Source organism: Paenibacillus sp. sgz302164, assembly GCF_056120505.1.
On record NZ_JBVYOL010000007.1, the window covers coordinates 46519 to 67467 of the forward strand.

Sequence of the window (20949 nt, forward strand, 5' to 3'; positions counted from 1 at the left end):
ACAAACCGCCTCGCTTAAAATGAGCGAACGTGAGATCAGCTCTTGTCTACGTTAAAGTAGCGCGCCTCCGGATGCGCGAACACGACGGCCGAGACGGAAGCCTCTGGCTCCATCATGAACGATTCGGTCAGCTCGACGCCGATATCTTCCGGACGCAGCAGAGCGAACAGCTTCGCCTGGTCTTCGAGATTCGGACACGCCGGATAGCCGAAGGAGAACCGCTGGCCGATGTACTTCGCGCCAAAACGCTCCTGCATCGTCATTTGCGGCGCGTCGGGAATACCCCACACATCGCGCATGATATGATGAATCCGCTCGGCAAAACCTTCCGCGACCTCCAAAGCGGTCGCCTGCAGCGCGTGCGATTTCAGGTAGTCCCCTTTGTCCCGCCACTCTTTGGCCAGGTCGTTAATGCCGTGGCCTGCGGTGACGAGGAGGAAGCCGATGTAATCCATCTGTCCGCTCTCCACCGGCTTGAGGTAGTCGGCCAGACAGAGGAACGGCTCGGTATCCTGCCGCGGGAACGTAAACGTTTCAAGCACTTTGCTGTGATCCTGCGGGTCGTATACAATCACATCGTCGCCGCTCGACTGCGCCGGAAAGAACCGGTACATGCCGTGCGTCTTGATGATTCCTTCTTTTTGCGCCGCATATAAGATAGAATCGACCGTATCTTTCAACTGCATCGCTTTGGCGTCTTTATTGCCGAGCAGCTGCTCCACCTTGCCTTTAAGCCCGAGGTGATGACCGAGCAGCATCTGCATGTTCACATAAGGCATGACATGGCCGATCGGGTAATCCCGCAGCACATGGCGATCCAGATCAGGCGGCACATGCACCGGAACGTCCCTGGAGACGCCGGACGATTTGACGCGGGTAAGCTTCGGCAGCTGCTCTTCCTTTTTGCCGGACTCTTTGACGTCGGACTCCTTGCTTTCTCTCAGCTCCTGGACGAGACGCTTGCGCTGCTCCGGGTCGCTCAAACGGTTGGCGATATCGAGCCCATCCATTGCATCCTTCGCATACAGCACCAAACCCTCGTATTCCGGGGCGATTCTCGTTTTCGTGAACTTCCGGGTCAGCGCCGCGCCCCCGACAAGAATCGGCACATCGACGCCGGCGTTGCGCAAATCCTGCGCGGTAACGACCATCTGCTGCGCCGATTTGACGAGCAGACCCGACAAACCGATCGCATCCGGCTTCTCTTTGCGGTACGCCTCAATCAGCTGCTCAGGCGGCACTTTAATACCCAGATTGACGATCTGGTAGCCGTTGTTCGAGAGAATGATCTCGACCAGATTTTTCCCGATATCATGCACGTCGCCTTTTACCGTAGCCAGAATGATTTTCCCTTTGACGGCGGATTCCGACTTCTCCATGAAAGGCTCCAAAAACGAAACCGACGCTTTCATCACTTCAGCGCTTTGCAGCACCTCGGCAACGATCAGCTCATTGTTGTTGAACAGCCGGCCGACCTGCTCCATGCCTTTCATCAGAGGCCCGTTGATGACTTCAAGCGGTGTGTACGTTTTAAGCGCTTCTTCCAGATCGGGAACGAGCCCTTCCTTCGTGCCTTCGACGACATAAGAGCCAAGACGCTCTTCCAAAGAGAGGTTCGAAATTTTTTCTTTTTTCTCGACTTTCTTCTCGCGGAAATGCGCGACGAACTGTGCAAGCGTCTCATCGTTCGTATTGTAGATCAGTTCTTCGGCGAGCTGGCGCTCGGCTTCCGGAATGGAGGCGTAGCGTTCCAGCTTCTCCGTATTGACAATCGCGTAATCCAAACCGGCCTTGGTGCAGTGGTACAAATAAACCGAGTTCAGCACCTCGCGCCCCGCATCCGGCAAACCGAACGAAATGTTGCTGAGCCCGAGAATCGTTTTGCAGGCCGGGTATTTTTCCTTGATCATCCGGATACCTTCGATCGTCTCGACGGCTGAACCGATGTATTGCGGATCGCCGGAGCCGATCGGGAACATGTTCGGGTCAAAAATAATGTCTTCCGGATTCATTTCATACTTCCCGGTCAAAAGCTCATAAGACCGCGTAGCCACTTCCATCTTCGCTTCGCGCGAAACCGCCTGTCCGCGCTCGTCGATCAAAATGCAGACAACCGCGGCTCCGTATCTATGGATCAGTGGCAAAATATTTTGGAACTTCGTCTCGCCGTCCTCCAGGTTAATGGAGTTGATAATCGCTTTGCCTTGCGAGTATTTTAAGCCGAGCTCGATAATATGATCGTACGTAGAGTCCAGCATGAGCGGGACTTTTACTTTTTTTACCACTTGCTGCATAAATTGCTCGACGGCGTAAGCTTCGTCGATATCCGTATCCTGTAAGTTGATATCGATGACGTGCGCGCCGTTTTTCACCTGGTTGCGGGCGATTTCCGATCCTTCTTCAAACTTGCCTTCCTTAATAAGTCGTTTGAATTTGCGGGAACCGGAAATGTTCGTGCGTTCGCCGACCATAATCGGACGGTTTTCCGGCTCGATATAGACCGTTTCAATGCCGGATACCGCAGGCGGATGTGTGCCGTAGCTCGTTCTGGGCGCATACTTGCCCAAAGTTTCCGCCAGCGCGCGAATATGATCTGGCGTCGTTCCGCAGCAGCCGCCGGCGATATTGAGCCAGCCTTGTTCGGCAAAGCCGGCCATCTTTTTCGCGAGTGACTCGGGGGATTCGTGATAATGTCCGTTCTCGTCCGGCAGCCCCGCATTCGGATAACAGCTGATCGCCGTTTCCGCAATTTCGGACAGCGTTCGAATATGGTCGCGCATAAACTCCGGACCGGTCGCACAGTTCAGCCCGATCGAAACCGGCTTCAGATGTTCCAAAGATATATAGAAGGACTCGATGTTTTGTCCGGCCAACGTAGTTCCCATCGGTTCGATCGTTCCTGAAATCATGATCGGCAGCTTGACGCCCAGCGTTTCAAAAGCTCTGCGGATGCCGATGCTTCCGGCTTTCACGTTCAGCGTATCTTGCGATGTTTCGAGGAGCAGCGCATCGACGCCGGCTTCCACCAGCGCAAGCGCCTGCTGGTAGTAACTCTCCTCCAGTGCTTCGAACGTTACGCCGCCGGTGACGGACAATGTTTTGGTCGTCGGCCCCATCGCCCCGATTACGTATCTCGGCCACTCCGGAGTCGAGTATTTATTCGCAGCCTCAATCGCCAGCTTAGCCGCGGCCAAATTGATTTCCCGGTGACGGTCCTGCAAATCGTACTCGGCCAAAACGACGCTGGTCGAACCGAACGTATTCGTTTCTATCATATCGGCGCCCGCCGCAAAGTAAGCTTCATGAATTTTCCGCAAAACGTCGGGGCGCGTGATGGCAAGAATTTCATTACAGCCGTCCAGTTCTTCGCCTCCGAAGTCATCGGGTGTCAAATTCTCCTGTTGAAGCATGGTGCCCATTGCGCCGTCAAGGATCATTATTTTTTTCTTAAGCTGCTCTTGAATCGGTGGTTTGATCATGGCATGACTCCCTCTCAACTTGACCTAAAGCTGAAACAACCCAACTTTATCGATAAATTCGTTAACATTTAGTGTAACAGAATAGCGCTGCTATGAAAAGATTTCTATTTATCAATAATTCCTATGGGGTATGTAGGATTTTTTTATGCAAATTCATCGACATGAGTCAACATTTCATCTATAATACAAGTATATTTTATTGGAAAGAGGGATGTACGTTGGCACAAATTCGAATTCGCAACACTAATGAACGCATCGAAGGTGAAGAACAGGTAAAAGCCTTCTTGGATAGCCACAACGTCGTGTACGAACACTGGGATACTTCCAAGCTTCCTGAAGCGCTTCGCGAAAAATTCGCCCTGAGCGACGAAGAAAAAGCGCAAATTTTGAGCATTTATGACGAAGAAATTCGCGATCTTGCCGCAAGACGCGGTTACGAAATTTGGGATGTCATTTCCTTGTCCGACGCTACGCCAAACATCGAGGAACTGCTCAAAAAATTCGAACAGGTTCACACGCACACTGAAGATGAAATCCGTGCAATCGTAGCAGGACGAGGCATCTTCATTATTAAATCGGAAGACGAAGTCGGCTACTTTGACGTCGAGCTTGAAGCCGGAGACGTTATTTCCGTACCGGAAAATACGAACCACTTCTTTACGCTGATGGATAACCGTCAAATCGTAGCGGTACGCCTCTTCATCGAAAAAGACGGCTGGATCGCCTACAACGTTGACGACCCGGAGTTTGCAAAGGCCTGATCCTTTCATAAAGAACCCAAAAGCCCAACGATCCGAGGATTCGATTCCCCAGCCGTTGGGCTTTTGTTTGCAATTTTACCGGCTGTTCGCAATAATCGGCAAAATTTCTTGCAGTCGGGATACTTCAAAAGCAGGAACGATTTCGTCGCCGCGCTGCAGCCCGTGATGATTAATCCAAATATTGCGCATGCCTACGCTTCCCGAGCCGAGAATATCCGTAGTCAGCTTGTCCCCGATCATGATGCCTTCGGAAGCTTCAATACCCAGAAGCTCCATCGCATGCCGGAAAATCGAAACCGCCGGCTTCCCTTCCCCAAACGCTCCGGAAATAACGATATGATCAAAATAAGGTGCAATATCGGGCACTCCGGCCAACTTTTCCATCTGCAAATCGGGAGAACCGTTCGTCAGCAGCAGCAGCTTGTAATTGCCTTTCAGCGCATCCAGTACTTGAAACGTCTCTTCGTAAACGAGAGGACGGCGGCGGCGTTCGGCCGGGAACATTTCGCCTAATTTGTAGCCAAGTTCCTTGTCCTCAATACCGAGCGCCTGAAGTCCTCTTGTCCAAGACTCCGTCCGATAGCCCGGAGCCAACTGTTCCAGCTTGCGAAAATGCTCATGTTCTCCCTGGGTAAAATGAGCCCACAGCCCTTCAAACGGATTAATGCCGATCATTTTCGTGAATGGGAACGTTTCGTAAGATTCGTAAAGCGCTCTGGCCTCCTTGCGCACGGCCTCTTCCAATTCATTCGGCTTGATCGAAGCGTAATGTTTGGCCGCTTCCTCGCATGTTGCTTCAAAAGCTTCCTTCACGCTGCGATCGTCCCATAACAGCGTATCATCCAAATCAAACAGCACAGCCTTGAGCGGCATCGTTACATTTCCCCTTTGAATGCATCTATAAATGTTGTTGCTTTACTTCTCTTCTTCATCGGCAAACTTGATAGAATCCAACTGTACCTTAAGAGAGGAGCGGAACGCTTGGATATATTTTTTTCTCAACTCGTTGCGCTCATCAATTTCTTCATCCGTTAAGCCAACTGTTTTCGCTTTGCGGGCAAGTTCGTTGATTCTCTCTATGTTCTGGTCCATATTATCGCTCATGATAGTCCTCCCTGCCATTACTCAGTCTGACTACTACTTTGCCATTCCGCTACCCGAATGTCAAGGCAATTGCACGCAAAAAAAGACTAAGGCAAGTAACTTAGTCGGCAAATGAGCTTGATTCAGAAAATCCGAATCGAACATGAACGAATATGTCTCATTTCACTTAGGAATGAAATTGGAGGTATCGTTGACCGCCGAAACTAAATAATACGGCCAGGGGTCCGATATAAATGCCAGGCATTAAGGCAGCAGCAAGATTTGCCCTTCATAAAGGTACGTGGAAGTAAGTTTGTTCAATTTCTTAACTTTATTCATATACGAACGAATATCCTGACCTTCGCTTATTCGGGATGAAGCTATAGACCAGAGCGTATCGCCGCGTTCAACGATAAGATGGTTTGGGATTTGTACGGATTCATGAATGGGCTCAGGCGACCGGGTGGAAGCGGCGTTCGCGCCATCTCCTGCGTAAGCTTGTACGATTGCGCCAAAAGAAAACACGGCAAGAAGCGCGGCAGCAAGCAAAATGAATTTCAAAGATCGCTTCGTCAAACCGAAGAACCGATGGAAACGATCCGAACGTGTCGTAGTTCTCGCTGTCGCTGGTCTTGCATGAAGTTGCCGTGAGTTGCTTCCTTCTGAATATGCAATGTACATAACATTCATCCCCCAAACATTTGTTCTGAAATCAGAATATCACGAACAAACGTTTGTGTCAATAAATCTTCGAACTTATGTTTGTACGAACTCCGGTTCTGTGTTATAATTTGGTTAATGATTTTTTCATAGATGGAGTGATAACTATTGAGTAAAATATCCCAACGCCAACAAGCAATTTTGGAGTTTATTAAGAACGAAGTGAAAGATAAGGGCTACCCGCCTTCCGTTCGGGAAATCGGCGAAGCCGTCGGACTGGCCTCCAGTTCGACCGTGCACGGGCATCTGGAACGTCTGGAGAAGAAAGGCTTGATCCGCCGCGATCCGACCAAACCGAGAGCTATTGAAATTTTAGGTCTCGACGGAGCGGAGAGCAACTTCGCTTTATCCGTGGCGCGCGTCCCGTTAGTCGGCAAAGTAACGGCCGGCGTACCGATTACGGCAACGGAGAACATCGAAGACTACTTCCCCCTCCCGTCCCACCTCGTCGGCGACAACAACGTGTTCATGCTCAGCGTATCCGGCGACAGTATGATCGAAGCCGGCATACATAATGGCGACTATGTTATTGTCAAGCAGCAGCAAACCGCCGACAACGGCGATATCGTCGTCGCCATGACCGAAGATGACGAAGCAACGGTAAAACGTTTTTACAAAGAACGGGATCACATCCGTCTGCAGCCGGAGAATTCGGCCCTCCAGCCGATTCTTCTGAAAAACGTAACCATCCTTGGCCGCGTTATCGGCCTGTTCCGCGACATGTAAGTACAAAAAACCACCTTTAAGGTGGTTTTTCGCTTTTAAAATACCGATCGAACTCCGGAACTGCAATTCGATTTCTTATAGCTACTATCCCTTTTACTTGGACCGAAACTGATTCGAGAGGTACAAAGATCTTGAAGAACAAGACAAGAAAAATAATTGTAGGCGAAAATGAATACCTATATGTGATTGACCAGAAGTATAATCAACAGTTGAGTAATATTTCTCTTAAAATATCTTTAAAAGTCCTAAAAAATATAACATGCACATTCTTTTTTTGTACTTGGGATGATCCAATTACAGGAAATCCACTATTAGTCGGTACATCCTTAAAAAATAAAGATACCAACATAATTGAAAAATATAATTTACATAATCCAAGAACGATTAGAGCTTTTATTTTGTATGGTTTGGAAAATGGGCGGACTGGAAAAAACGCTATAGAATTCCAGGACGGGCTCGATATTATTGGTAAGATAGGATATGACATTTCACGGTTGAAACCAGTAACCAGGGAAAATTTAAAGAATTAAATCTCGTTTCGTTGGCGTTCCCCAATCCATTTCTTGCCCTTTAGGCGCCATCAATCAAGGCTTTCACAACCCGGGAGATGATCAATTTGTTATAATATCCCTTTATCTTTTGCTTCTCTTATCCACAAAGGGAATTCATTCAATAAATTTTCATACAGCTCTTCATCGTTCGTTTTTTCAATATCCGTAATTTGAAAAAAGTTCGCATTGTCGACGACTCTGCCTTCGATAGTATCCAGCTTTTTCAACACTCCGAAATCGGAATTGCCAACACCGACAAACTGCCAAAATAATGGAAGGTTCGAAGATTCAATGATCGCCTTGTCGATCGTATCTCCCGTCCCCCTCTTCACCCCGCCGTCATTAATAAAAATAATGAAAGAGGGAACATTGCTCTTTTCTTCCACGGTATATTTTTTTATCACATCTCTCATGACCGGCGACTCATCGTTGCGGCCGAACTTGGATATGTTCTGGTTTTCAAGCACATGCTTGTTGACGTAACCTTCGAAATCTTCCTCGCTGACAGAGGGCAGCCTGCTGAATTTGTGGTCGTATACCCAGATGTCCAACACACCGTCATCGTCCAGCCTGCTGGCGACAGCCAATATTTTTTCGACTACTTTCTGAACCGTACCGTTTTTGTAGAGCAGCCTCATCGAACCGGATATGTCCAGCACCAACGCTACTTTGGCCACCACGCTCGACAATTGTTTCTTTTCCAAAACGATTCCCAGTTTTTGCTTGCTTAAAGAAATCGTGCTCATCGTATCCACCTCTATAAGTTTGATAGTTTAAGAGTATCATGTTTTTTAAATTATTGGATTTTTTTTCAACAAAGGGACTTAAATATAGGTTCAACCAGATTGAAGAGGCTTGGAAAAAATCCAAACAGGACTATTTCCTCCAAAATTAGTAAATTTTAATTTACAAGTTGTGCAATATATATTACAATTATTATTGTAATTATTTTGTATTTATAGGAGGAACTTAGGAATGAGTAAAAAAGTTTTTAATGGTCTGTTAGCTGTTGCACTTACTACTGGTATCTTGGCTTCTAGCACTACGCTTCCTGCGGTTACGGCTTCGGCAGCAGAATCAACATCAAAGGAAGTACAATCAGCTCAACTGCAAGCAGTCGTGTATGATTCGATGTGGTTTAATCACAATTACCTGACAGAAAATGACGGATGGGTGAGTACGTTTCGTAATGGGTATTTTACGGTCAACTCCACCCGTACTTACTTGTTTGATGTTCAGCAACGCACATACGACAGCAGTTACGATGTCGAAGAGGTTGAGTACAGGTTAGTCAATGAGAATGATTCATCGGGTACTCGATACTTTTCATGGAGCGGAAGCCAAAGACGCTCGGTATACGTTACTCTAAAACCTGGCACTTATCATGTTGAGTACTACAGTCATGGAGAAGTGCCAGTCAGGATTTTTGGCACAGTTGATCCGGTTTAATACATTTCGTTTTGCTCCCCCACAGCCACTTGGTTAGTGGGGGATCGTTTTTAAACGCCGAAACACCTGCAAATCCTAAAAGAGGATCTCCCTGTCACATTTGACGGCAAACCGATAGACAATGAAACGCGCGAGCGTATATAAGATATGCTCACTAGTTACTTTAGGATGAAATGGAAAGCGGTGGAAGCAATGGAAACTACAACATTAAAATGATCGGGAATCGATGAGACACTTGATTTCTAGGGAACAATGATGGGGGACTTTTGGGGAAACAAAGACATTGCGATAGGAAAGAATCATCAAAATCAACACAAGACTTGTCAATGAGATGCAGTCATGCCGACTGTAAGACCAAAATAAATGAGGTCTTAGAGAAGCAGGCCAGGGAATTTTTTTTTGGGGGGGGCGTTCCGGGGGCATTTCCGAAAAAAACTAATTAATTTCGGTATGCCCGCCGCAACGCCATCCCCCTCAAAACCCTTTAAAAATCATGGTTTCAACTTTTAATATAACGACAAGTACTGATCTCTTTCCCAAGGATGTACTTGCGTACGATACATATCCCATTCAATTTCTTTCAGTTCATAGAAATGAGCAAGGGCGTGCTCGCCGAGTACGTCGCAAATGACTTCGTCGCGGATCAGTTCGTCCAGCGCGGTCTTCAGGTTCACTGGCAAGCTTGGAATTCCTTGCTCTTCTCTTTCCTCTTCCGTCATCACGTAAATGTTGCGGTCGGTTGGCGGCGGAAGCTGCATTTTGTTCTTAATGCCGTCAAGACCGGCTGCAAGCATAACGGCAAGGGCAAGATACGGGTTGGCCGCAGGGTCCGGGTTGCGGACTTCAACGCGCGTGCTTAAACCGCGGGAAGCCGGAATACGAATCATCGGACTGCGGTTGCTTGCGGACCATGCTACGTAGCAAGGCGCTTCATAGCCTGGCACAAGGCGTTTATACGAGTTAACGGTAGGATTCGTGATAGCCGCAAAAGAGCGGGCATGACGAAGTACACCTGCCATATAGTGTCTGGCTACTTGACTTAAACCTAACTTATCATTCTCGTCATAGAACACGTTAACTTCGTCTTTAAAAAGCGACTGATGGCAGTGCATGCCTGAGCCGTTCATTCCGAAAAGCGGTTTCGGCATGAACGTGGCGTGCAGCCCGTGCTGTCTTGCAACCGTTTTTACAACGAGTTTAAAAGTTTGAATTTGGTCGGCTGCTTTAATCGCATCCGCATATTTGAAATCGATTTCGTGCTGTCCCGGCGCTACTTCATGATGGGAAGCTTCGATTTCAAAGCCCATTTCTTCCAAAGTAAGCACGATATCGCGGCGGCAGTTTTCACCCAAATCCATCGGGGCCAGATCGAAGTAACCGCCTTGGTCGTTCAGCTCCATCGTCGGGTTGCCTTTGTCGTCGGTTTTGAACAGGAAGAACTCCGGTTCCGGTCCAACGTTCATAGCCGTGTAGCCCATTTCTTTGGCCTGCTTCAGAGCGTTTTTCAAAATGCCGCGCGGGTCACCCGGGAACGGCCTGCCGTCAGGAAGGTAAATATCGCAAATCAGGCGCGCTACTTTGCCTTCCGTAACCCATGGGAAAATGACCCAAGTGCTCAAGTCAGGGTACAAGTACATGTCAGATTCTTCGATACGGACATAGCCTTCGATGGAAGAACCGTCGAACATCATTTTGTTGTCAAGCGCTTTTTCCAGCTGGCTGCGCGGAATTTCCACGTTTTTCACGCTGCCCATCAAATCGGTGAATTGCAGACGGATGAAACGAACGTTCTCCTCTTCGGCGATGCGTAAAATGTCTTCTTTCGTGTAATTGGTGTTGTAACCCACGGCCATGCTCCTCTCGTTATTATGACGCTATTTAATGAAAAAATCGGGACAATTCGCCTTGAATCAGTGACACTTGACCCGGACGTTTTCCGCCTCCGATCAACTGCTGCTTCAGCATTTTGTGCAGTTGGGAATCGGTAAGCTCCTTGCGCTTCACTTCCGTGTGCTCGTTGATGATGGTTGCATCCTCGGAATCTTTGGAAACCGGCAAAAGCACCTGTTTAATTCCGGCGATGTTAACGCCTTTCTCGATCAAATCTTTGATCTCCAGCAATCTCTCCACATCGTTAAAAGAGTAAAGCCTTTGATTGCCTGAAGTTCTGGCAGGTATAACAAGCTCATGCTGTTCGTAGTAACGGATTTGCCTCGCTGTCAAATCGGTAAGTTTCATGACGATGCCAATCGGGAAAAGCGCCATATTTCTGCGAATTTCATCAGTCATCCTAATCACTCCTGAGTAAGTAAGTCCTAATCTCATTGTACCTTCGTTGCAAAAACATGTCAAGGAGTGTTAGGTTTGTTTACAGTCCTATTTTTCAAATTAAACCCTTGTCCGCCATATGCTGGATGGCCGTCAACACGCCCAATTTGCAGTGCGAGTAAGTCAGACCGCCCTGCATATAGGCGATGTAGGGCTCGCGGATCGGAGCGTCCGCGGACAGCTCCAGGCTGCCGCCTTGAATGAACGTGCCGGCGGCCATAATGACCGGATGCTCGTAGCCGGGCATGTCCCAGGGCTCCGGGACGACATGCGCATCGACGGCGGCCGCTTTCTGGATGCCCTGCACGAAAGTGATCAGATGCTCCGCGGACGTGAAGCGGATCGCTTGAATCAGATCCGTGCGCGGCTCGTGCCAGAGCGGACGGCTTTCAAAGCCGAGATCTTCGAACAGCGCTGCTGCGAAGACCGAGCCCTTGACCGCTTGCCCCACCAGGTGCGGGGCAAGGAACAGCCCTTGAAACATGGCTCGCGTCGCGCCGAGCATGGCCCCCACCTCGCCCCCGATGCCTGGGGCGGTCAAGCGGTAGGCGGCGAGCTCGACAAGGTCGCGCCGCCCGGCGATGTAGCCCCCGGACGGGGCGATGCCGCCGCCGGGGTTTTTGATCAGCGAGCCGGCCATCAGATCGGCGCCGGCCTGCGTCGGTTCCTGCGTCTCGGTGAACTCGCCGTAGCAGTTGTCGACGAACACGATCGTCTCGGGGCTCGCCTCTTTCACAAATCGGACCATCTCCCCGATTTGCTCCACCGTGAACGACGGCCGCGGATCATAGCCGCGCGAACGTTGAATGCCGACCACCTTGGTGTTCGGCCTGATCGCTTTCGCGATGCCCGGCCAGTCCGGCGAGCCGTCCGGCAGGAGGGCAACCTCGCTGTACGCGATGCCCCAGTCCTGCAGCGAGCCGGTGCCGTCGCCCGGCTTGCCGATCACTTTATGCAGCGTATCGTAAGGCTTGCCTGTTATGTAAAGCAGATGATCGCCGGGGCGCAGCACGCCGAACAGCGCAGTGCCGATCGTATGCGTGCCCGATACGAAATGCGGCCGCACGAGCGCCGCCTCGGCCCCCAGTGCGTCCGCATAGACGAGATCGAGCACTTCCCGCCCGCGGTCGTTATAGCCGTAGCCCGTCGAAGAAGCGAAGTGATAGTCGCTTACCTGATGCTTTTGAAAAGCGCGGATCACTTTCCATTGATTCAGATCGATCGTTTTTTCAATGCTGCGGAACGCCGGCTCGATTGTGCGCTCGGCACGTTCCATCAGCGCCAAGATGTTTTCCCCGAATTGCATGCCTAGAAGCTCTCTCCCTGTTCTTCCTGCTGAACGCGCTGCTCGTCGAAAGCGGCCAGCAAGTAACCCATTTTCTCGTAATCGTCTTTGTTCACGCGAACTTGAAACACCATATCTTCGCCGTCGACTTCGTTGCGGATAACGTCGCCGATCCGGTATACGAGCGAAATCATATCCCCTTTGTCGGCCGGAATGCGGAACAGCTTGTTCTCGCCCATCAGCTTCTCCTGCACGGCAAGGCGCAGCCGTTCCAAATCCGCTTCGTCATAAGCGGAAATTTTCAAAAAATCGCCTTCGGTCGTCAGCATATCCCGCTCCTGCGGCGAGCAAAGATCGATTTTGTTAAAAACCGTAAGCTGCTCTTTTTGGTGCGCGCCAAGCTCTTCCAGTACCTCCGAGACGACGCGCATTTGCTCGCTGCGCATTTCGGCTTGGCTGTCGACAACGTGCAAAATCAGATCCGCTTCGTTCGCCTCTTCCAGCGTGGCGCGGAACGATGCGACCAGATCATGCGGCAGGTTTTGAATGAACCCTACCGTGTCGGTCAACACAATTTCCTTGCCGCTCGGCAGCTCCATCGTCCGCGACGTAGGGTCCAGCGTGGCGAACAGTTGGTTCTCTACATAGACGTCCGCTTGCGTCAGCTGCTTGAGCAGCGTGGATTTGCCCGCGTTCGTGTAGCCCACGAGCGCAACCTGAAAAACGCCCGTCTTCTTGCGGCGTTCGCGGTGCAAATTGCGGTGGCGCACGACTTCCTCAAGCTGCGCCTTCAGCTCGCCGATCCGCTCGCGTATGTGCCTGCGGTCCGTCTCCAGCTTCGTTTCGCCGGGACCCCGCGTCCCGATTCCGCCGCCCAGCCTGGACAAGTTTTTGCCTTGTCCCGACAGCCTCGGCAGCAAGTAGCTGAGCTGCGCCAGCTCTACCTGGATGATGCCCTCGCGCGTCTTGGCGCGCTGTGCGAATATATCCAGGATCAGCTGGGTGCGGTCGATGATTTTCACATCGAGCGTCGCTTCCAGGTTGCGCACCTGCGCCCCCGACAGCTCCTGGTCAAAAATCGCCGTGTTCCCGCCGAGCTCGTCGATCAGAGCTTTCAGCTCCTCGACCTTTCCTTTGCCGATGAACCATTTGGTGTCCACAGACTCCTTGTTCTGGGTCATCGTATCGAGTACGAGCACGCCGGCCGTCTCGGCAAGCTTGATCAGCTCCTGCAGCGAGTACTCGGCGAGCGCCTCGTTCTTCTTTTGCTGCTGGGTAATCAAACTGACAAGCACGGCGCGGTCCTGCCGCTCGCTTTCCACTATATGTGAGGTTGGTTTCATACCATTCTCCTTTATCGAAACGTAATGCTTGAGCCATTCAGAGCCCAACATCATTGTGGATGAAAATGGCGGGAAAGTCAATTTGCATGCCCCGGGCAAAAGCAAAAGACCGCAAAGGGTCGTCTCTGCGGTCTGCGCTGCCGTCCTCGACTCGCGAAGCGGCGTTATGCTTCTTATTCAAAGAGGCTCTGTCCCAAATAAGACCCTTGCGCCGGAACGCCCGGCAGCACGGCAAAATACCCCCCGCCCGTCGTTTCCGTATAAGCGAGCATTTGATCGGGCATTTTCGGATTGGTCAGCCTTTTTTGTATGGATTCGAACTGAGTTTGCAGGTTGCGGTTAAAACAGACGAACAAGAGGCCGGCGTTCATCCGCCCGACTTGATCCAGATTTTCCATAAAATTGTATCCGCGGCGTAAAATGCGCTCGCGCTCCGAATTTTCGCCCGTGCGCGGATTGGATAGCCGGATATGGGAATCGAGAGGCGTCTTATCGCCTTTCGCATCGCCCGCAAAATTCGGCTGCTCGAATTCGGTCTCGGCGTCAAGCGGGGCTCCCGACACTTTTTTGCGTCCGATAATATTTTCCTGATTCGTAAACGGCTGCTGATCCCACGTCTCGATGCGCATGTTGATGCGGCGCACGACCATGTAGCTTCCTCCGGCCAGCCAAGGCGCGCCGTCGGCTGCGTCGATCCACACGTTATTGTTCATAAACTTGTCGTCGTTCAAAGCCGGGTTGTTCGTCCCGTCCTTAAAGCCGAACAGGTTCCGCTTCGTGCCCTCCGCCTTGACGCTGAGCTGGCCGGTTTGCTGCCAGCGCAGGTGAGCGACGCCACGGGCCGCCTTGGTCAAGTTCCGGATCGCATGGAAGCAGATCGTCGGATCGTCGGCGCAAGCCTGGATGACGATATCACCGTGCGTCAGCTGCTCCTGCAAGGAATCCTTGTGGAACTTCGGCATCTCTGTCAGCCCTGCCGGTTTGCGGGAACGCAGCCCGAAGCGGTCGGTCCCGTTCTGCTCGAACAAGGAGGGGCCGACTGCGAACGTAATCGTCAGTTTGCTGTCCGCCACGCCGATCTGCTCGCCCGTATCGGTAGGCGGAAATTTGCCTTCCTGCGGCTCCGGGGCCAGCGGTTTGCCATCCATCAGCAGAGTGGCCATTTCCGTCCATTTGCGGAACAGCTCTTTCAATTCTTTAACATCGGTCGTAGTCACGTCAAATGCGGCGACATTGGCACAATTTTGCTGGGGCGTCAAAATGCCTGACTGATGGGCTCCGTAAAACGATATTCGTTCTTCCGCTGCGCCCCCGCCTTCCGGTTTCGCGCCCTGGGAAGCAGGAACGCCGTGCTGTGCCTGCGTTTTGCCGATGAAGTCGCCCAGCACAAGCCCTGCCGCGCCCGCAGCGGTCATGCCGAGAAATGCCCGGCGGTTTATTTTATCCTTCAAAGCTTCCCCATCCCTTCGCAAGTATGAACTGTATCTCCGGCATAACGAACATTACTGTCCAAGTGTACCAGGCATTTTTACCAGCGGCTCCGCCAGAGCTTCCAGCTTGTTTTTCAAATCGACTTGCTTGGATTTGTCCAGCTTGCCGAAATCGTTCCAGGTCGTTCCCACAGGCGACAAAACGTTCATTTGATCGATAACGGCCGTGAGGCTTTTGCTAATTTTTTCGTCAAGGGCCGCGTCTTTTTTCTTCAACTCGTCCTTCACAAGCGTGTAAATCTCCTGGGCACCTTCCACATTGGCCCGAATGACTGGGACCGTAGCTCCGCTCCAGCGCTCTTCCTCGCCGGTAATTTTGGACGATTGCGCTTCCTCCATCAATTCGCCCACGCCGGTTACGAAATCGGTCGCTTCAATGTTCGTGGCGGCGATGCTTTGCTGCATTTTTTTGCCGTCTTCAAGCAGCCTCGCCGCAAACGGTTCCGCGTCTTTCACTGTCTTTTTCACAAACAGAATGTTCTCGATGCGGTGGAATCCGGTGAAATCGGGATCTTCCTCGCTTTTAAAATCGTCCACGCGGGCGTCCATCACGCCGTCCAGTTCCTTGAATTTTTCAATAACTGGCTCGATGCGCTCATACGGCAGACGCGATTGCACGTAAGCTTCCTGCGCTTTTTGCAAATCCCCGCTCTTCACGGCTTCATTCAACTTATCAAGCAGCGAGACCAACTGCTTCCCTTGGTCCTGCACGTACTGGTTGTACGCTTTCGTCGCTTCCTGCAGCTCCTTGGAGCCGGAAATGGCTGCGTTGTTCACAGCCCCTTTATTTTCCGCAAAAGAAGTGCTGAGTTCTTTGACCACATTCACCAGTTCGTCGTTCAGCTTGCCAAGCGCGGCAAAATCGAGGCTGCTCTGCTTGAGACCCGCTTCAACGGGAGTTAAGTATTTTTCCACTTTGACGTACAGTTCGGGATACTTCGGCTTCACTTCGTCCTCGAAGCTTGCCCACTGCTCTTCAAGCGTGTCCGACATTTTTTTCGCATCGTCGACTTTCTTTTGATCGAGCTGCTGTTTCAGCCCTTCTATCGTTTTAAGCAAAACGGCAGAGCCGTCTTTGGCCGGCGCTTTCGCGACGTTGGGTGTCGGGCTCGCTTCGAGGGATGCCGCCGGAGAAGCCGACGGAGCAGGAGCCGCGGTTTTGCCGCAGGCGGCCAGAGTCATTGCTGCTGCAGTTGCAAGTACGATAACTTTCATATGTTTTTTCATGCGATGGGTTCCCCTTTATAATGGAATAAAAGTATATAATTATCGGTCGAGCGGCTTTGCTATGCGGTTTGATTGCGCAGCTTGAAGCTCTTGCTCATATCTCTTCCGGCGGCTATTGCGGCGCCAAGGAGCAGCGCTAGCTGCGGCAACGCGCTTTCCAGGGTCGGATACAGCGCCACCGCGTCCCAGGATGGAAGCCACGCTTCCGTCGTTGCCGGCAGTACGCCTGCGAGCTGCAGGCCGTGGATGCCCATGCCCGTGAATTTGAAGCATAGATAGAACACAAATACGCTGGAAACGAGGAAAAACGGACGCATCGGAATGCGCAGACCGATTTTCAAGATCAGGTACGCGACGATGATTAAAAGCACGACGCCGATTGCGATTCCGCCGAGCAGCGAGCCCAGCGAAATGGACGAAGCCATGCCGATCATGAACAGAACGGTCTCCGTTCCTTCGCGGAAAACGGCCAAAAACGCAAGCACGCTAAGCGACACGAGGCTTCCCGTAGCCAAAGCTTTGACGCTCTGGTCGCGGATATACTTCTGCCAATTGGATACGCTGGATTTGCTGTGCAGCCAATAGCTCATATAGAGCAGCATAACTGCGGCGAACACGCCTGTGCAGCCGGCGATCAGGAAGTTATTGTTGCCGAACGCGCTGGAGGAGAACAATTGCTGCACGATAATGCCGAGCACCATGCTGACAAACAGACCGGACCCGACGCCGAGCCAGATCCATTTCTTTTTGTCGCCATGTCCCGACTTGTTCAAAAAGCCGAGCAGCGCAATAACAACAAGCAAAGCTTCCAAACCTTCTCTTAATAAAATCGTCGTAGCGTCGAGCATCGTATAGCTTGTTTTGGATGCCAGCGGCGCCAGTGCCGTATGCATGCGGTCAATCGTTGCCGCAGCGTCGGCCGTTTTGGCCGGGTTAGCCGACAATTGGGCGTATGCCGTAACCATGTCCCGCTCCATCGACTGGTACACTTCGCTCGACTGCGTCAGCACGATGCCCTCGATGTCCAGCCACGAGCTGCGCAGCTTTTCGATGCTGGCCTTGGCTCCGTTCAGATCATTTTTCTTGAGCTGATCCGAAGCGCTCTCCAAAAGCGCCACCAGCGAGCTTATCGTCACTTTCTCCCCGCTGACAGCCACTTCGCCGAACGCGTCGAGCCGCCCTTCTATGAAGGCCTTGTTCAGGCTGTGCAGCTGCTCCAGGCTCGCTTTCAGCTTATCTTTGTCAATCGGGTCCTTGACCGTTTCAAAAGACACCTCGCCCATGGCCGCTTCGATTTTCTGATAAGCCGCTCTCGAGCGCTCTTTAATCCCGTCCTCGTAGCTCAGCCAGTTCGTCTGGAACTTGTCAAACTCGCGTGCCGCCTCGTCCACCTTACCGCCGGCTGCCGCCTGAATCGCGCTTTGTATGCCTTCATCAGCTTTCTTCAGATCATCTTCCGCCTTGGCAAACAAAGTCGCCGGAAACGACAATACAAGGAGAAGGATCAAAGAAACTGCGATGATTCTTTTTCGCATAGTCACCATTCCTATTGAGAATTATTATCATTGATAATCATAATCATTATCACACTTCATATATTCTACTCCTTTCGTTCACGTTGTCAATGCATAATATGTGTAAAATGAGATGAACCTCTATCGAGGTCTTTCGAGGATAAGCGACCGCGCTTAGAGGTAGGTTTATTCGCCAATAAGAATGCTGTTCTACGCGCTTTAGCGCTGTAAAGAACTCATTTTTTGTGGTAAAAAAGGCCGGGCAGCGGGTAAAATCGATCCCAGTGCCCGACCTATTAGGTTCAATGTCGCCAACTTTCGCAAGATGATTTCCCGGAACACCGCTTCCGCAACCATTGGCAGGCTAGCCGAGCGCCACGAACATCATTCGAGCGTTTGAAACGGCAAGGAAGGGGGGCGCGAAAATTGCGAAAGGAAAGGCTGTTGAGAAATCACGAAAATCAAACAAGGCACCAAAAGGATGATCTAAACGACCTCTGAGGTTATTGCCCTTGCTTAAAAATCTGAGGGGAAATCCATTGGACTTTCCCAATATCCCGAATTGTGATGAATTTCCGGGTAAAAATGGGTTTGAGCTATTGCTGCACAATCTCATTAGCAAGAATGTTTCGCTGCAGGCGTCTCAACGAGCAAAAAGCTGCACTTTTGGGGCTGTTGAGAAAAACGTACATTGGAGAAACTCGTCCCTTTTTAAGCGCATCTTCCCCAACCCACGCCTCTCCTGCAGAGTTGCGCCGCTGAAGTTGGGGTATAGGGCTGCTTGACAGGCAAAAACCTGCGAAAGTGCAGGCTTTTCTATAGAAATGGTTCATTTTGGCGAAAAGCCTGCGATTGTGCAGGAATTTTTGATGAAAATGAACTATCGCCCATGTCCGCGGAGAAAAGCCTGCACAATTGCAGGAATTTTCCTTGGCCAGCGTATCAACCGGGAAAAAACTGTACTTTTGCAGGTTTTTCCCTCGCCACCAAGTAAATGTGCGTCTGGCAATGGCCTGTGAGCCCCTGTGCGTCCTGATGCGATAAGCTTTAGCCAGTGGGTTTCTGGGCTGCCTGACCCGGCTGGCTTTAGGCTGTAGATTTTTGGCTGTCTGACCCGGCCGGCTTTAGCCTGTAGATTTCTGGACAGCCGATGCGACCGGCCTTAGCCTGCGGGCTTCTGGGCTGCCTGACTTTTGCAGGGTATCTGCGCAAGAGGGAAATGTTCTTCGATCAAGCGCCCCGGCCCTGCGTAGGCAGCAAGCTCTCCACAAGCGATATAGCTTCAGCTTTTCAAAAACGGTTTGTTCGGCAAATAGTGCATCGAGCGGATGTAGCGGATCGTTTTCGTTTTCGCTCTCATGACGATGGAGTGGGTTTCGGCCCGTTCGTCGGGGAAATACCGCACACCGCCCAAAAACTCGCCCGGCGTCACGCCGGTAGCGGCGAAAATGACATCGTCCGAGCCCACCATATCTTCCATGGTCAAAATTTTGTAAGGATCGCTGATGCCCATCTGGATGCAGCGGTTGTATTCGTTGGCGTCGGCGGGCATCAACCGGCCTACCAGCTCGCCGCCCAGGCATTTGAGCGCGGCCGCGGCAAGAACGCCTTCGGGCGCCCCGCCCGAGCCGACGTAGAGGTCGATCCCCGCCTCGGGGAACGCCGGGGCCATCGCTCCGGCCACATCGCCGTCGGACAAAAATTTGATCCGCACGCCGACTTTCCGCAAGCTTTTGACGATCGATTCGTGCCGGGCCCGGTCCAAAATCATGACCGTCAGGTCGGACACTTTTTTGTTCAGAGCGGCGGCGGCCTTTTGCAAAGTCACTTCCGTAGGATCGCTAATGCTCAGCTTGCCGACCAATGCCGGCCCTACGGCCAGCTTTTCCATGTACATGTCAGGCGCATGAAGCAAATTTCCTTTTCCCGCTACGGCCACGACCGACATCGCATTGTTCAGCCCTTTGGCGACGATCTCCGTGCCTTCCAGCGGATCTACCGCAACATCGACTTCGGGACCGTTCATGCTGCCCACTTCTTCACCGATGTACAGCATCGGAGCTTCGTCCATCTCGCCTTCGCCGATGACGACCGTTCCTCTGATGGACACGGAATCGAACATGGCTCGCATCGCCGAGGTCGCTGCACCGTCCGCACTGTTTTTGTCTCCCCTGCCCATCCAGGGCGCAGATGCCAGTGCCGCCAATTCCGTAACGCGTACAATTTCGAGCGATAGTTCCCTTTCCATTGTTAACCCCCTTTGCGGTCTATGGAATCAGTTTTGCAAATATTTGACCAAAATACTCTCGACATGCTCCAAATGCTGTCTCATCGTATGTGCGGCCTTATTTTTGTCTCCGGCTTTCACGGCCTCATAAATGGCCAAATGCTCTTGAAACAATCGCTGTCCCACAGAAGAATTCGCGTACATCTCGACACGGCGAGTCTCTCTGATCGCCATTTCCATCGGGCTCATAATGGAATCGAACAACCGGACCATCGTTGAATTGTGCGTGGCCTTGACGAGAGCGAGATGGAACAGCAAGTCCGTCCGCTCTCCCTCCAGCTCGTCGCCGATCGCCCCTTCCATCTCCTTCACCAAACCGTACAGTTCTGCAAGATCCTCATCCGTCCGCTTCTCCGCCGCGATCGCCGCATTCGAAACTTCAAGCGCCTGGCGCGCTTCAATGAGTTCAAGCAGCGTCGTCCGGTTCATGCGCAGCGATTCCAGCTTGGGCATCGGGATTTCTCCGGCCGTACTGCTGATGACGGTGCAGCCTCCGCCCTGGCGGATTTCAATCAATCCCATCGCCTTCAAAGCGCTCAGCGCCTCCCTGGTCGTCGACCGCCCTACGCCGAAACGTTCCGACAGCTCCTTGGTGGAAGGCAGTTTATCCCCCACTTTGAGCCGGCCCTGAACGATCAAATTGTGCAGCTGATCGGTGATCACTTCATAATGGTTGCGTTTTGTCAGTTTGGTTACTTCCATAGTA

18 protein-coding genes are annotated in these 20949 nt (G+C 51.5%); 4 read left to right on the forward strand and 14 right to left on the reverse strand.

From position 1 onward, the window contains the following. Positions 1-35 precede the first annotated feature (35 nt). Positions 36-3479 (reverse strand): methionine synthase, encoded by a 3444-nt coding sequence (gene metH / locus AC0LWT_RS13290; RefSeq protein WP_474681737.1) that lies wholly within the window; start codon positions 3477-3479, stop codon positions 36-38. 218 nt (positions 3480-3697) lie between these two features. On the opposite strand from metH, the gene AC0LWT_RS13295 reads away from it, so the two are divergent. Beyond that, the gene (locus tag AC0LWT_RS13295) at positions 3698-4240 is read left to right on the forward strand and encodes a 1,2-dihydroxy-3-keto-5-methylthiopentene dioxygenase (protein WP_474681738.1); all 543 of its coding nucleotides are present in this window, start codon (positions 3698-3700) and stop codon (positions 4238-4240) included. Between the two features lie 75 nt (positions 4241-4315). Here the strand turns inward: AC0LWT_RS13295 and AC0LWT_RS13300 are convergent, their stop codons facing one another. From AC0LWT_RS13300 to AC0LWT_RS13310, 3 genes are all read right to left on the reverse strand, one after another. Beyond that, on the reverse strand, positions 4316-5113 hold the full coding sequence (locus AC0LWT_RS13300) for an HAD family hydrolase (RefSeq protein WP_474681739.1): 798 nt from the start codon (positions 5111-5113) through the stop codon (positions 4316-4318). Between the two features lie 42 nt (positions 5114-5155). Continuing rightward, positions 5156-5344 (reverse strand): DUF896 domain-containing protein, encoded by a 189-nt coding sequence (locus tag AC0LWT_RS13305; RefSeq protein WP_474681740.1) that lies wholly within the window; start codon positions 5342-5344, stop codon positions 5156-5158. Between the two features lie 243 nt (positions 5345-5587). Then, positions 5588-5884: a LysM peptidoglycan-binding domain-containing protein gene (locus tag AC0LWT_RS13310; protein ID WP_474681741.1), complete on the reverse strand. Its 297-nt coding sequence runs from the start codon at positions 5882-5884 to the stop codon at positions 5588-5590. Positions 5885-6151: 267 nt separating this feature from the next. Here AC0LWT_RS13310 and lexA point away from each other — a divergent pair, with 267 nt between their 5' ends. Together lexA and AC0LWT_RS13320 are read left to right on the forward strand one after the other, a co-directional pair. Next, positions 6152-6769, forward strand: coding sequence for a transcriptional repressor LexA (gene lexA, locus AC0LWT_RS13315; RefSeq protein ID WP_474681742.1), 618 nt, complete (start codon positions 6152-6154; stop codon positions 6767-6769). Positions 6770-6900: 131 nt separating this feature from the next. Beyond that, a complete protein-coding gene (locus AC0LWT_RS13320) occupies positions 6901-7299 on the forward strand; it encodes a hypothetical protein (RefSeq protein WP_474681743.1) in 399 nt (132 codons plus the stop codon). An 89-nt stretch (positions 7300-7388) separates the two neighbouring features. Here the strand turns inward: AC0LWT_RS13320 and AC0LWT_RS13325 are convergent, their stop codons facing one another. Next, positions 7389-8066 (reverse strand): vWA domain-containing protein, encoded by a 678-nt coding sequence (locus tag AC0LWT_RS13325; protein WP_474681744.1) that lies wholly within the window; start codon positions 8064-8066, stop codon positions 7389-7391. A 229-nt stretch (positions 8067-8295) separates the two neighbouring features. Between AC0LWT_RS13325 and AC0LWT_RS13330 the strand changes: the two genes are divergently transcribed. Continuing rightward, a complete protein-coding gene (locus tag AC0LWT_RS13330; RefSeq protein ID WP_474681745.1) occupies positions 8296-8769 on the forward strand; it encodes a hypothetical protein in 474 nt (157 codons plus the stop codon). A gap of 506 nt (positions 8770-9275) precedes the next feature. Here AC0LWT_RS13330 and glnA read toward each other — a convergent pair. The 9 genes from glnA to AC0LWT_RS13375 form a co-directional block, all read right to left on the reverse strand. Further along, positions 9276-10616, reverse strand: a complete 1341-nt coding sequence (glnA, locus tag AC0LWT_RS13335) for a type I glutamate--ammonia ligase (protein ID WP_474681746.1) — start codon at positions 10614-10616, stop codon at positions 9276-9278. A gap of 31 nt (positions 10617-10647) precedes the next feature. Further along, entirely contained in the window at positions 10648-11058 is a 411-nt protein-coding gene (locus AC0LWT_RS13340; protein WP_474681747.1) for a MerR family transcriptional regulator, read from the reverse strand. A gap of 94 nt (positions 11059-11152) precedes the next feature. Then, positions 11153-12403, reverse strand: coding sequence for a methionine gamma-lyase family protein (locus tag AC0LWT_RS13345; protein WP_474681748.1), 1251 nt, complete (start codon positions 12401-12403; stop codon positions 11153-11155). A gap of 2 nt (positions 12404-12405) precedes the next feature. Beyond that, a complete protein-coding gene (gene hflX, locus AC0LWT_RS13350) occupies positions 12406-13725 on the reverse strand; it encodes a GTPase HflX (protein WP_474681749.1) in 1320 nt (439 codons plus the stop codon). Positions 13726-13898: 173 nt separating this feature from the next. Further along, entirely contained in the window at positions 13899-15176 is a 1278-nt protein-coding gene (gene efeB / locus AC0LWT_RS13355; RefSeq protein ID WP_474681750.1) for an iron uptake transporter deferrochelatase/peroxidase subunit, read from the reverse strand. A gap of 51 nt (positions 15177-15227) precedes the next feature. Then, complete coding sequence (locus AC0LWT_RS13360) at positions 15228-16442, reverse strand: imelysin family protein (protein ID WP_474681751.1); 1215 nt, start codon at positions 16440-16442, stop codon at positions 15228-15230. Between the two features lie 59 nt (positions 16443-16501). Continuing rightward, positions 16502-17977: an FTR1 family protein gene (locus AC0LWT_RS13365; RefSeq protein WP_474681752.1), complete on the reverse strand. Its 1476-nt coding sequence runs from the start codon at positions 17975-17977 to the stop codon at positions 16502-16504. A gap of 1261 nt (positions 17978-19238) precedes the next feature. After that, positions 19239-20204, reverse strand: a complete 966-nt coding sequence (gene glpX / locus AC0LWT_RS13370; protein ID WP_474681753.1) for a class II fructose-bisphosphatase — start codon at positions 20202-20204, stop codon at positions 19239-19241. Between the two features lie 27 nt (positions 20205-20231). Continuing rightward, complete coding sequence (locus tag AC0LWT_RS13375; protein ID WP_474681754.1) at positions 20232-20945, reverse strand: FadR/GntR family transcriptional regulator; 714 nt, start codon at positions 20943-20945, stop codon at positions 20232-20234. Positions 20946-20949: the final 4 nt, after the last annotated feature.